Source organism: Ulvibacterium sp. (assembly GCF_965228935.1).
In the GTDB taxonomy this organism is placed as follows: domain Bacteria; phylum Bacteroidota; class Bacteroidia; order Flavobacteriales; family Flavobacteriaceae; genus Ulvibacterium.
Genome location: NZ_OZ245846.1, coordinates 586,076 through 599,786 on the forward strand (window position 1 = coordinate 586,076; position 13,711 = coordinate 599,786).

General features: G+C 43.3%; 10 protein-coding genes. 5 read left to right on the plus strand and 5 right to left on the minus strand.

Translation table 11 applies throughout. The features are described 5' to 3' along the window. Nucleotides 1-8: 8 nt before the first annotated feature. Nucleotides 9-2,150 (plus strand): Tex family protein, encoded by a 2,142-nt coding sequence (locus ACO06Y_RS02635; protein WP_422082272.1) that lies wholly within the window; start codon nucleotides 9-11, stop codon nucleotides 2,148-2,150. Here ACO06Y_RS02635 and ACO06Y_RS02640 read toward each other — a convergent pair. Together ACO06Y_RS02640 and ACO06Y_RS02645 are read right to left on the minus strand one after the other, a co-directional pair. Continuing rightward, nucleotides 2,147-3,103: an L-threonylcarbamoyladenylate synthase gene (locus tag ACO06Y_RS02640; RefSeq protein ID WP_422082273.1), complete on the minus strand. Its 957-nt coding sequence runs from the start codon at nucleotides 3,101-3,103 to the stop codon at nucleotides 2,147-2,149. The two genes, ACO06Y_RS02635 and ACO06Y_RS02640, sit on opposite strands and share 4 nt — an antisense overlap. A 222-nt stretch (nucleotides 3,104-3,325) precedes the next feature. After that, nucleotides 3,326-5,740, minus strand: a complete 2,415-nt coding sequence (locus ACO06Y_RS02645; RefSeq protein ID WP_422082274.1) for a TonB-dependent receptor — start codon at nucleotides 5,738-5,740, stop codon at nucleotides 3,326-3,328. Nucleotides 5,741-5,928: 188 nt separating this feature from the next. Between ACO06Y_RS02645 and ACO06Y_RS02650 the strand changes: the two genes are divergently transcribed. The 4 genes from ACO06Y_RS02650 (at nucleotide 5,929) to ACO06Y_RS02665 (ending at nucleotide 9,485) form a co-directional block, all read left to right on the plus strand. Next, nucleotides 5,929-6,831: a histone deacetylase gene (locus ACO06Y_RS02650; RefSeq protein ID WP_422082275.1), complete on the plus strand. Its 903-nt coding sequence runs from the start codon at nucleotides 5,929-5,931 to the stop codon at nucleotides 6,829-6,831. A gap of 118 nt (nucleotides 6,832-6,949) precedes the next feature. Further along, a complete protein-coding gene (locus ACO06Y_RS02655; RefSeq protein ID WP_422082276.1) occupies nucleotides 6,950-7,987 on the plus strand; it encodes a nucleoside hydrolase in 1,038 nt (345 codons plus the stop codon). Nucleotides 7,988-8,074: 87 nt separating this feature from the next. Further along, on the plus strand, nucleotides 8,075-8,911 hold the full coding sequence (locus tag ACO06Y_RS02660) for a phosphatase PAP2 family protein (RefSeq protein WP_422082277.1): 837 nt from the start codon (nucleotides 8,075-8,077) through the stop codon (nucleotides 8,909-8,911). 55 nt (nucleotides 8,912-8,966) lie between these two features. Then, nucleotides 8,967-9,485: a ferritin gene (locus ACO06Y_RS02665; protein WP_422082278.1), complete on the plus strand. Its 519-nt coding sequence runs from the start codon at nucleotides 8,967-8,969 to the stop codon at nucleotides 9,483-9,485. Nucleotides 9,486-9,735: 250 nt separating this feature from the next. Here ACO06Y_RS02665 and ACO06Y_RS02670 read toward each other — a convergent pair whose 3' ends face one another. The 3 genes from ACO06Y_RS02670 to ACO06Y_RS02680 are packed head-to-tail and all read right to left on the minus strand — an operon-like array spanning nucleotide 9,736 to nucleotide 13,676. Further along, nucleotides 9,736-11,307: a sodium:solute symporter gene (locus ACO06Y_RS02670; protein WP_422082279.1), complete on the minus strand. Its 1,572-nt coding sequence runs from the start codon at nucleotides 11,305-11,307 to the stop codon at nucleotides 9,736-9,738. A 30-nt stretch (nucleotides 11,308-11,337) separates the two neighbouring features. Continuing rightward, on the minus strand, nucleotides 11,338-11,880 hold the full coding sequence (locus ACO06Y_RS02675; RefSeq protein WP_422082280.1) for a sugar O-acetyltransferase: 543 nt from the start codon (nucleotides 11,878-11,880) through the stop codon (nucleotides 11,338-11,340). A 26-nt stretch (nucleotides 11,881-11,906) separates the two neighbouring features. Then, on the minus strand, nucleotides 11,907-13,676 hold the full coding sequence (locus ACO06Y_RS02680) for a glycoside hydrolase family 36 protein (RefSeq protein ID WP_422082281.1): 1,770 nt from the start codon (nucleotides 13,674-13,676) through the stop codon (nucleotides 11,907-11,909). Between the last annotated feature and the right edge of the window lie 35 nt (nucleotides 13,677-13,711).

Here is a 13,711-nt window from a genome sequence, read left to right on the forward strand (position 1 = left end):
CATCTTTAATGTCCTCCTTAGTATCTTACGTTTTACAACATACCCAACTTCCCAAAAAAGGTGTTGAAAACACACTAAAACTATTGGACGAGGAATGTACCGTGCCTTTTATCGCGCGTTACCGAAAGGAACGTACAGGAAATCTCGATGAAGTACAAATCGGGTCGATTGTTAAGTTCAGAGCGCAATTCCGAACACTTGAGAAAAGAAGGGAGGCCATTCTCAAAGCCGTGGAAGAGCAAGGGGCATTGACCCCAGAGCTCAAAGAAAAGCTGGAATCCGCTGCCGATACGATCGAACTGGAAGATCTTTACATTCCCTTTAAGAAGCAAAAAAAGACCAAGGCGGAGACTGCACGAAAAAATGGATTGGAGCCCTTGGCAAAGATTATCATGGCACAACGCAGCGACACTATCCACAGTTTGGCCTCCAACTATCTTGGAAAAAATGTTGCCAGTGAAGACCAAGCTTTGGAAGGAGCACGGCATATCATTGCGGAATGGATCAACGAACGTGTATCCATCAGAAATCTATTGCGTCACCAACTGGAACGTTTTGCCGTTCTCATCACAAAGGTCATCGGCTCCGAAAGGGAAAACGAAAAAGCCCAAAAATATCGAGATTATTTTGACTGGAGCGAACCGCTAAATCGTTGTCCATCACACCGGTTTTTGGCCATACTCAGGGCAGAATCGGAAAAGTTTATTCGGGTAAAAATCGAAATCGATGATGAAAAGGTCTTGGAACGTATTGAGCAACGTATCCTAAAAACCAACAATACCTGCTCCGAACACATAAAAATGGCCATTGCCGATGCCTACAAGCGATTACTATTCCCATCGCTTTCCAACGAATTGCTAAAAAATGCAAAGGAGAAGGCGGATGACGCGGCCATACAAGTATTTTCCAAAAACCTAAAACAGTTGTTGTTAGGTGCCCCGTTAGGCGAAAAACGTATCCTGGCCATTGACCCTGGCTTTAGGACAGGTTGCAAATTGGTCTGCTTGGATGCCCAGGGCGATTTGCTGCACAACGAGACCATTTATCCGCATGCACCCCAGAACGATAGTAAAGGTGCTATTAAAAAAATCAGTTCGCTTTCCGATGCCTATAAAATAGAGGCCATTGCCATTGGTAATGGTACCGCCTCCCGTGAAACGGAGCGATTGGTGAAACGTATCGCCTTTAAAAACGCTGTTGAGGTATTTGTAGTAAACGAAGCAGGAGCCTCTATTTATTCGGCTTCCAAAATCGCACGGGACGAATTCCCCAATTACGATGTTACCGTGCGAGGTGCGGTATCCATTGGACGGCGTCTGGCAGATCCTTTGGCCGAACTGGTTAAAATAGATCCAAAATCGATTGGCGTAGGCCAATATCAGCACGATGTAGATCAAACAAAGCTTAAGAACTCCCTGGATACGGTGGTAGAAAGTTGCGTAAATGCAGTGGGTGTAAATATTAATACCGCCAGTGTTTCCCTATTGAGCCATGTCTCCGGTATTGGATTAAAACTGGCTGAAAATATTGTACGGTATAGAAATGAGACCGGGCCCTTTAAAAGTAGGAAGGACATAAAAAATGTAGCCCGATTGGGCGAAAAGGCCTTTGAGCAGGGTGCCGCCTTTCTTCGCATTAAGGGGGCGCAAAATCCCTTGGACGATTCAGCGGTACATCCGGAAAGCTATTCACTAGTGGAACGTATGGCAAAGGACAAAAAGGTACCGATTGCCCAACTAATCGGTAATAAAACGTTGCTCAAGGAGATAGAATTACAACACTATTGCTCCGCTACCGTAGGTTTGCCCACCTTGGAGGATATTGTTTCCGAATTGGAAAAACCGGGACTGGACTGCCGTGAAAAAGCCAAGGTGTTTACATTTGACCAGAATATTAATAGTATTACAGACCTACGGGAAGGACAACTACTCCCGGGTATTGTGAACAACATCACCAACTTTGGATGTTTTGTGGATGTCGGAATTAAGGAAAGTGGATTGATACATGTTTCCAATTTGTCGGAAGGCTTCGTTAAGGATGTCAACGAACATGTGCACTTGCACCAACAGATTATAGTGAAAGTCCTATCCGTGGATATTCCGAGAAAACGCATTCAAATGGCCCTACATAAAACCCCCGTTCGGCATTAATTCCCGGCCCGTTCCAATCTGTCGTTGATACTAATCCCCAATCCTTCATTGGGAAACCGTTGGGCAATAATGACATCCAACCCTGCTTGATCCAGTCTATGCAATGCGGCGAATAACTTTTGGGCCGCCTCATCCAAATCCTGTTTTTCGGAAAGGGTTTCTACTATGCTGGCGTTCGCAAAATTAGATTCGTAAAAGGCCAGTACCCCTACTTTTTGGCTGGTAAAGCCTTCTATAGTTTTTAAGACATCATCACTTAAGATTAGTTTTGTCCCTGGGGAATAATGCTTGGCCAACATCCCGGGTGCCTGTGGGGCATCTTCATTTTTAGTGAGTAAACTTACCTGCCCAACACAAGCTTCAATGGCTTTCAGGGCAATACCTCCTTTGCGATAGACCACAGCGGCTTCTCCATCAAATCCTACAATGGTGGATTCCAACCCTACCATACAAGGGCCACCATCCAAAATAGCGGGAATCCGGTTCCCAAAATAGTCAGCCACATGTTGTGCCGAGGTGGAACTGACCCTGGTAAAAGGATTGGCGCTGGGCGCAGCTACCGGAAAATCCAGCCCCTGAAGCAACTGCAAGGTCAAGGGATGGTTGGGCATGCGTATGGCGACTGTAGATTTCCCCGCGGTGACAAGATCACTTACCAAAGCATTCTTTTCAAGTATTAAAGTTAAAGGGCCTGGCCAAAATCTTGCCGCCAGTTTTGTGGCCGCCTCTGGTACCGATTTTGCCAATGACGATAATTGATCTAGATGATGGATATGTACGATCAAGGGATTGAACATAGGTCTTCCTTTCATCTCAAAAATCTTCCGGACCGCAGTATCATTAAAAATATTGGCCGCCAGTCCATATACCGTTTCGGTAGGTATGGCCACCAGCTCATTATTTTGTAGCAGTTCCTGGCAATAGGCAATATCCGTAGTAATGGTATTCCTCATATTTGGCAAAGGTATTACAGCATTCATTTATACGGGCTATTTCCCGTGAAGAAACTGGTGAAAAAGTAAACATCAAATAAATTGATAAGGTGTACTTTCAACCAAGATTTGACCTAGTAGAAAGGAATCGGCTCAAATCCAAATCGGGAAATCCCAAAAGGCATAGTTCTTTTTCAAAAAACCGGAATCATAACCTAAAATCAAGATATAAACTTATCTGGACTAATATCCATAATCTGTCGGAAAGGTATTCATATAGAAACCTGTTTCCCCTTGTTCTGTGAGAAATTCAACAACCACCTGGATTTCTTTTGCAAAATCGGAATTAAAAAAAGTTATAATAGCCTCCCCTTTTTCATCGGTCTTGACAGAGGGATCCCAAAATAGCGTTTCTCGGTGATCAGGTTTGTTTTGTCCGTTGTTCGGTCTATCGTAGTCCGGACTATAAAATTCCCTTTCCCCGTCATGGGCAAGGACATATTCAAAGCTGGATCCCGATCCCGAGTTTTGGGATGTCGGGTTGGGCTTCCCCCTTCTGGTATAGACAAGAATTACACCATTAGCACCGCTAGCACCAAAAATAGAGGCCCCTGACCCTTTTAGAATCTCGATTCGCTCAATGTCTGCAGGGGATAAGAATTCAAAAGCGTTAGATTTCTGACTTAGCCTCATTCCATCCACTACCCATAGCGGACTTCCCCCCCTAATACTAACACTTGCGTCCACTCCGCTTCCTGAAACGAATACCCCGGGGGCATCACCCAATAACAAAGAAAGATCAAATAACCTATTCTCATCCTGATAGATCACCGCGTCAGGAACAACACCATACATGGAAGGGGATTCCGGTGTCTCTATTCGTTCCTCGGTAACGACAACTTCGTCAAGTTCAGTCACAGCATCGAAAATGGAATCCCTTTCCTTTCTGGTATAGTCGGTCCTCCTAAAGGAATCGATATCCTTTTTCCTAGGGCCGCTCACGCTATAGTAATCCAGTTTCCCAACGGGAAAAATATCATTTTCATCCAGGCTTATATTGACATCGATCTGTTTGCTCCTAGAGTTGTAGGCGTTGAAGGTAACCCTCATGGTATCACGGAGGTCAATGTTGTGGATCTTGAAATGTCCGGAATCTGTGGTTTGGGTCGGGTAGGCAAAAAAACCGGTATCGGAAAGTCCGATCATCTTGATCGAGGTATTCTCCAATGGCTTCCCGTTACGGCCATATGCCGTTCCCGAGACCGTAATGCCTTTTTCGAACCGTTTCTTTTCTGATAGGCCGGTTCCATTTAGGACATCCTGCCACTTGTACCTCCTCCAGCCATGGGTCATCATTATCAGATCCAAACCAAAGAGTGTATTTCTTTCCCTATCCTTAAAAAAGAAATTCGGGTTGTTGATATGACCTCTTAAATCAGACTCCAACAATAGATAGGTCAGGATGTTCCTGTCGTATTTGCCTTTTTCCATATAGGCGGCATCTGTTATGGCCATCGATAATTGGGTCGAAACAGGTCTGTTTTCTTGATCGGTAACATTTATGGTGAACGAAATCGGTTCTCTCCGCACAAAGGAATTGGTATTGGGAGTTACCTTTACCTTAAATCTTTGCTGGTTGTCAACGAACACCAATCGCTCGCACCTTGGTCTTTTGTTCCCATCGAAAAGGGTTATGGTCAATACCCCATTAGGCAGGCTGTCCTTGGGAATCTCAAAATCAAGGAAAGAATCCCGGTTCCATACAAATTTAGCCTCGAAAAATTTCTGATTCCTACTCGTGCCTATAACATAAAACGGCTTGTTTTTAAGGGCATCAGTTACGCTGACCCTTATTTTTATCTTCTGAAAATCCAGATTGTTCACATTCATCGCATACCCCTTTTCAATGGTAAGGGGCAGATTGTATATAGTTCCATCATCAAGTACAGCGCGATAGGTATTTCCGGTTTGCGGAAGTAAATGGAATATTCCGAACCCCTGGGGGGTGGAATCTATGGTACAAATGAATTCATTTGTGGAATCGATGATATGCCCTTCTATTTTTTTCCCCAATCCATCATTCCCAATGGCTTTAAGTGCTACGCGACAAGGTATATTATTTACCAATTGGCCACCTTCGGGGAAAAACCGTAAATTGATTTTATCATTTGACGAAGAGGCGGGGTAACTTACAACCTGATTATTAACAATGGTTAAGGTCTTATAAAAAAAGAAGTCCGGATCATAGTACGTCATCCATTTGGTATAGGCACGCAATCGATAATCTCCCAACGGTAGTTCCTTGGGAACGGTCATGGAACCGCTGCACCTTCCCGCGATAAGTGCCTGGGTCTGGGAAAGAACCACTTCATTACTGGAGTTGATCAGATCCACATACAATACTTTACTTGCATCCGAAAGGCTATGGTACGCCCCAAAGGTAACATAGGCGGTATACCAAAGGTCGCCTCCGGCAGAGGTAATGTCCCGGTCAATATGTAGGTATACTTTTTCTACCGGGTTTTCAGTATTGTATCTCTCAATATTATTGACCAGCTCCATTAAATCCAAATCGCTTCCAAGTACTTGGCTACTCCCAGTTCCTTGAGGGAAACCGCTGAAAACAAACAGAAAAAACAACCCGGAAACTAGTTTCATTACATATCTACCTAATACACTTAAAGATAAGCACTACCTGCTTGTCATCAAAAACACTACTTATAATATGTATCATTGTATCTTTTTTTGGTAAAGAAAATACCCATTACAACCAATCAAAAAAGTTTGTTGGATATACTTGGGACTTTTACTGGCTAAAACCGATATTTATCCATAAAAGACTGCCGTTGCTCAAGATAGCTTATCATCCGATTTACAGGCATCCTTTGCCCAAAGGTCATCGGTTTCCGATGGAGAAATATGAACTATTGCCGCAACAATTGTTGCATGAAGGTACCTGTATCCCAACAAACTTCTTTGAGCCAACAGTTCCGAACGACAAGTATATTGTAGCTGTTCACGAACCGGAATATTTTTACGATTTGCTGAATATCAAAATACCTGCCAGGGAGGCTAGGAAAATTGGCTTCCCTTTAACCGAGGAATTAGTAGAGCGGGAACGTATTATTGCCGATGGAACCATGAAGGGCTGTGAATTTGCGCTCGAAAATGGAATCGCCATGAATATTGCCGGGGGTACACACCACGCCTATACGGATCGAGGAGAGGCCTTTTGTATGCTGAATGACCAGGCTATAGGGGCACGTTATCTCCAGGCCAGGAATTTGGCCGAAAAAATCCTGATAGTGGATTTGGATGTCCATCAAGGGAACGGGACAGCGGAAATATTTCAAAATGATGATTCGGTCTTTACCTTCTCCATGCACGGGGCCAATAACTATCCCTTTAAAAAGGAAAAATCGGATATGGATATTCCCTTGAAAAAAGGAACCGGTGATGCCGAATATCTGTCCACTTTGCGCGAGAATCTGCCCAAACTAATCGATAAAACCCGGCCCGATTTTATCTTTTATCTCTGCGGGGTGGATATTATTGAAACCGATAAATTGGGAACATTGGCCTTAACCTTGGAAGGCAGTAAACAGCGGGACGAAACGGTATTGGAAACCTGCCATCGGCTAAACATCCCGGTTCAATGTAGTATGGGTGGTGGGTATTCTGCCGATATCAGAACGATTGTTGAGGCCCATGCCAATACCTTTCGCACGGCACAACAACTCTTTTTTTAAACAAAGCTGTTCGTATGTGACCAAACCAGATTGAACTTGAAGCAATCCTTTACTCGTTTTAGGAGTTTTCCATTTTTTTGTATTTTCCCGAACTACTTTCAATTAAAATCCTTTTTATATGAAAACGACTCGCCAAGCATTGTTGACCCTATTGGCCATTTCACTTTTTTCTTCCTGCAAGGAAAAACAAAAGGAATCCATGTCAGCCCCGGACGAATCATCAAAAGTTGAGTCCCAAAAGATAAAGGTCATTTTTGATACCGATGCCAACAATGAATTGGACGACCAGCATGCCATGGCCTATATGCTGTTCAACGGCGATGTTTTTGATGTAAGGGGGATTACGGTCAATGCCACGTTTAACGGAGGTGGCATTCAAGGGCATTATGATGAGGCGGAAAGGGTATTGCAGTTAAGCAATTTAAAGGATTCCGTACCGCTTTTAAAAGGAGCGAATGGAAATTTTGATGAGATTGCGGAAGGTTTTGACCCTTCCAATTATGATGGGCAGGAAGGAGTGGATTTTATTTTGGAAGAGACCCAAAAGGATTCCACAATCATAGTAGCGGTGGGCAAACTAACGAATATAGCCTTGGCTTTGAAAAAAGATCCTTCTTTCGCCGAGCGAACCAGAATAGTTTGGTTGGGCAGCAACTATCCCGAACCCGGGGAGTATAATCAGGACAATGATACCATTTCCATGAATTATGTGTTGAATAGCAAAATCCCTTTTGAAATGGTAACCGTCCGTTATGGAAAACCCTCGGGGACCGATGCAGTGGCCGTGACCCAGACAGAGGTAAATTCACGAATGCGGGGATTGGGCCCAAAGGCAAAAACTCCGATTACGGGGAGACATGGGGGAACCTTTGGAAATTTCGGGGATTACTCCATAAGTCTTTTTGAACATATCCATTACCATACCGATCCTCCATCGCGCCCACTTTTTGACATGGTCGCCTTGGCCATTTTAAAGGATAGCTCCTGGGGGGAGCAAAAATCGATTCCCGCCCCGATACTGATCAACAATGAATGGATAGAACGCCCAAAAAACGAAAGAAGAATCACGGTTTGGGAAAACTTCGATAAGGAAAAGGTTCTGGCCGACTTCTATGAAACCATGGAGCACCCCTTTCTGGTTTCGGCAGCACAGTAACCACCATACAGTCACTGGTAAAATTTTGGTTTTAAAAGAGTATTGAAATTGAAATCTTAACCTTAACTTGCGCCGCAAATCAGTACAATGCAGCGAGTACTTTTATTTTTTTTCCTCGTATTTGTAGGTTTCGCGCAATCCCAGGATTTGCATACGGATGTTACCGAAACCCGATGGGATATGTTCAAATATGATATTGGCAATGTCTTTTTGGGGATGGGACATGCCTATTCCAGGCCTTTGCATTGGCAAGGTGATCAATGGGCAGATTTTGGTGTTACTATGGTAGGTACCGGTGTTGCCTATTTTTTTGATGATCCCACCTCGGAATATTTTAGGGAAATCAGGGAAGACATACCTGAAGTCCTTCGAGACTTTGGGTTTGAATATGGAAGCCCATCCAATAATTACATGATAACGGGTGCCGTATACCTAACGGGACTTGCCATAAAGGACGAAAAACTACGAAGAACAGGAGTGCTTCTTATTTCTTCGGCTTCCGCGGGAGGATTGCTACAACATTTTTTGAAATCGGCCATCGGGCGGGCAAGACCTTTGAGTGGAAAAACCAAGGATACCTTTAACCCCCTTTGGAGTGGGGGTAAGGATTTTCATGCCTTCCCATCAGGTCATGCCATTTTGGCTTTGACCAATGCCCATGCCATTGCAAAACAATTTAAGAGTCCCTGGATAAAAGGAGGTATTTATACTTTGGGAGCTATCCCCTCAGTTTCCAGGTTGTGGGAAGGCAAACATTGGCTCTCCGATATCGTCTTCAGTGCCGTAGTGAGTATATTTATCGTTGAATCCATAGATCGTTACCTGGATACCAAGTATGACAAGAAATATAACGATAACAGCAAAAAAATTAGTTGGAACCTCAATTTTGGTCCAGGACAAATTGGAATCGTAGCACGCTTCTGATTTAAATCATTTTTTAAATAGGTATAATTCGTAACTTCGCAAAAAAATTGAAATTATGTTATCCAAGAAGGTCGAAAAAGCATTGAACGGACAAATTAGGATAGAGGCCGAATCCTCACAAGTGTATTTATCTATGGCTTCATGGGCCGAGGTGAAGGGCCTGGAAGGCATCTCCCAATTTATGTACAAACATTCCGATGAAGAGCGGATGCATATGCTTAAACTGATAAAATTCGTCAACGAAAGGGGCGGGCATGCCGTCATCTCGGACTTAAAGGCCCCTAAGACCGATTTTGGTACGTTCCAAAAAATGTTCCAGGAACTCTATGACCATGAAATATTCGTCTCGAAAAGTATAAACGATTTGGTACATGTTACCTTGGAAGAAAAGGATTATGCCACCCATAATTTTCTACAGTGGTATGTGGCCGAGCAAATCGAGGAGGAAGCATTGGCCCGAACTATTTTGGATAAGATAAATCTCATCGGGAATGATAAAGGTGGCCTTTACCTTTTTGATAGGGATGTTCAACAAATAACCGTGGAGAGCGCCGCTTCTGATACTACAGAATAAAATTTCATCGTTTTTCTTATTTAGATTTAATTAAAATAGTTACTTTTGGAATATTCCTTAAGTGATTATTGGTGGGCAAAAAAAAGAAGGTATCAAAAAAGGAGCTTAAAAAGCTAGAAAAAGCCCAGAAGGCCGCATTACGGCAATTAACACCAAAGGGTTGTAAAACCAAATGCTGTTCCAAATACAAGAAAGGCGAATCCAAGCGCTGTAGTCGTTGTCCCTGTTTTGATCTATTGAAAAAAGTAGCTTAGGCAAAGACAATGGTAAAATACCCAATCACTATCAGTAATAATACAATTTGATAGCGATAGTCCTTGTACCAAGGCACATTTTCCATTCCTGCATGGATTAAATCTTTTTTATAGGTATATAGTTCTATTTGCTCCTTGGATGGTGCGGGTGTAGCCCTGCTTACCCAAATAAACAGCAGCGCACTTACGCCGACCATGATACCTACATTATAGACATAGTGTAATGGCCAATACCCCAATTGCCCCAATACAAAAAGAATAACGCCCCCAATGGTGCCCCAAATTAAAGTGGCGTAAGCACCTTCTTTGTTACCTCTTTTATAGAATACCCCTACCAGGAACAGTACGGCAATGGGTGGAACAATAATGGAAAACATCTGTTGTAAATAAGCCCATATACCGCCAAAATTTTCTATCATCGGCGCCCAGATAGCGGCTATCGCCATAAGAACCAAAGTGGTTATCCGGCCATATTTCACCGTTTCCTTATCCGTAATGTTGGGGTTTTTTGTCTTTACAAAATCCACGACCAACAACGTAGAGGCCGAGTTCAAGGTAGAATCCACGCTACTCATAATCGCCGAAATCAAACCGGCCAGAACCACCCCAATGAGCCCTACAGGCAATATGTTCATCACCGCCGTGGGAAATACTTGATCGGCATTGTCCAATCCAGGGAAAAGGCCAATAGCCATGGTACCGGGAATAACCATAATAAATAGGGGCACTATTTTTAGAAAACTTGCCAGAATAACACCCCATCTGGCATTATTGATATCCCTGGCCCCCAAAATTCGCTGTACTATATACTGGTTGGTGGTCCAGTACCAGAAGCCCAATATGGGCACGGCCAATATCAATCCAGGCCAAGGCAAGGAACTGTCATCGGCAGGTCGTATAATGGACAAATGTCCTTCCGGCGCAGCCGCAAGCACGTTCCCCCAGGAAAAATCCAATTTCTGGAACATAAGATAGGCCAGTACCGAACAACCAAAAATCAAGATTATCGCCTGTATGGCATCCGTATACACAACAGCCTTTAATCCTCCAAAAGCTGTATAAATTCCGGCAACCAAAGCCAATACCAATGTCGTTTGCCAAATGACCAGATCAGGAAAAAAAGCCTTCAATACTATGGCGCCGGCATAGAGACCGCCAGCGGTATCCACAACGATACTGGTGAAAATCGTAACTATGGAAAAGAACTTTCGGGAACGTCTATCAAAACGTAATTCCAGAAATTCCGGTATAGTCGTTATCCTAGATCTTAAATAGAGCGGAATGAAGATCAGGGCCGCTATGATTAAGGGAATCCCCGTCATCCATTCATATACCGATTGCACGATTCCCGAGCTATAAGCCGCGCCTGAAAGTCCGATAATTGTAGTTGTGGAAATATTGGATGCAAAGAGTGAAAGTCCAATTATTCCCCAACCGAAAGTTCTTCCCCCTAAAAATAGATCTTCCCCCGTTTTTGTACCCTTCGCCACATACAGTCCGATGAGCATTACGGCTATGAAATAAACTCCGATGATTATCAAGTCGATATTGTGTATGGCTCCTTCCATTGTTTTAGAGGTTTAGTTGTTCATTTTACTTCACTGATTGTCTATACCTTTTACAATCTTACAGGGATTTCCCACCGCTACCACATTTTCAGGAATATCCTTAACAACGACGCTTCCTGAGCCTATTACGCTGTTTTGGCCAATGGTTACCCCTGGATTGATAATAGCTCCCCCACCTATCCAAACATTATCGCCGATACGAACAGGTCTGGCAAATTCAATGCCCGAGTTTCTTTCCTTGTATTCCAAGGGATGGGTAGCCGTAAAAATTTTAACTGCTGGAGCCAGCATCACATTTTTGCCGATGTATACTGGAGCGGCATCAAGTATTATACAGCCAAAATTCGCATAGGCATTCTCGCCCCAATAAATATTGAATCCATAATCGCATATAAAGGGGTTTTCGATAAAAAACTTACTTCCCGTTTCAGCAAATAGTTCTTTGAAAAAATGTTTGCGTTGCCTTTCTTTATCTTCGGGAATTCCACCGATTTCCCGAAGCAACCTACGTGCTTTTCTCCTTCCCAAAACTAATTCCCTGTCATAGGGATCATACGGTAGGCCTTTTGTCATTTTCTCTTTTTCTGTCATAATTAAAACTAAGCGCGCAGCATCTGTACTATACCACAGGGAGGAACCTGAATACACTTCACCCCTTTGGACAGGGATACGGTATTCTCCTTTACCACATTCCCTAGACAATCGTAAACGGTTGTAGAAAAGTCTCCGAAGTCATCTGAACATTTGAGCACTATGTCCTGTGCCAATTGCGCATTGAGGAAATGAATTTCATTGGTTACCGTATCCAACGAAACCACATATTCGTCGTGTACACCAACAATCGTAAGATTATCCTTGACTATGCTCTGGACCGGATAATTGTTCAAGGGCCTTAAGGGAACAAAATTACCTTGGAGCAAAGTAGCGGCATGTTGGTTCCAGTAGTCGGTGTAAAAGGCAATCATCTGTAAATATTCGGATGGGGCGTCCTTTAGCATAATGGATAATTGGGGTACCCCGAAAATAGTATTCGCCATTTGAAGTGCCGCAATTTCCAAAGGCTCTTCCGGATGCCATGTAACCATATCCGAATGTACTGCCGTGTTACCACAAAGCATTTTGATGTCCGCGATACGTACCCTGTTCATGGTAGCATCTCCAGGGCAATCGAACGCACGGAACATATTGCCATACTTCCGCATGGCCGGTCCGGTATATTTCTGTCTAAATTCTATAATAACTTCCGGGTTTACCTTTTGCAACGCTTTCGTAACATCGGTCAGGAGACGATCCACGGCCTTGTTAATAGAGGCATAGTCGCGACCTTCTTCTTGATTCAGCGGGGTATGCGGATATAGCTTGAATTCATCGATAAAATCCAGTTTAAATCCATCCAGGTTCCAGTCTTTCAATGCATTTGTGTAAAGATCTACCAAATATTCCCGGACTTCCGGATAGCGCGGATCAAATACCGGTGCCCAACGATGGTCCTCGGTCAAAAACTTCCCCTTGAACTTTTTATAGGCTTTCGATTTTTTACCACAAAATGGGACGGAATACCACAAAGCGACCTTCATCCCTGTGCGATGTATTTCCTCAACATATGAAGCCATATCGGGAATCCGCTCCGGCCGCCAATCCCCGGTATAATCATACCCTCTATTGGAGTCGTTGGTCTGCCAACCATCATCGATTATAATAGCCCGATATCCCAAATCATAAGCAATTTTACACTCTTTTAAGAGGACCTGGGTATCCAGGTTTTGATGGAATTGATACCAGGTAGAATACAAAGGTTTCTTGGCAATATCGGGAACATGGGTAGGCCGTAGCTCGTTAAAGCCTTCCCACCAACGGGAAACATCGTTTAAGGTTTTGGAGAAGTGCAGCTTTCTATGATCCAATCGCAACTGTACTTTAAAATCCTTTACGGAATAATGTTGTTCCGTAAAAAAGGTAAGATGGCAATAAAAATAATTATCCTCCTCACGAAGACGGGCATTCATCTCCAATTTATTGATGGCATTGGAACAGGCAAACGTCAGGATATTACTATCATCATGTCCAAAAAGGGCAATTACCGGTGCATCTATGGATATTCTGGATTCCATATTATCAAGCTCCCAATCGGCTTGAATGCGTTTGTTGAAATCGGTGGTGGGTTTCCAAACTCCCTTTACATTAATCGCAGGGATTTTCCATTGCAGAGTTATTGGCGATGGATACATCTTTTCATCGCTATGGATTTCAAACTCATAAATTGAAAGTTCATCGGAACCCTGTAGTTTAGTAAGGGAGGTTCTTAACGGCTCCTCCACGCCCTTTATTAAAATTTCATAGGTATCGATAGCCCTACTATTTGTAATCATCTGTCTCTGTTTTCCTTTTTCCCTATTTATCGGAA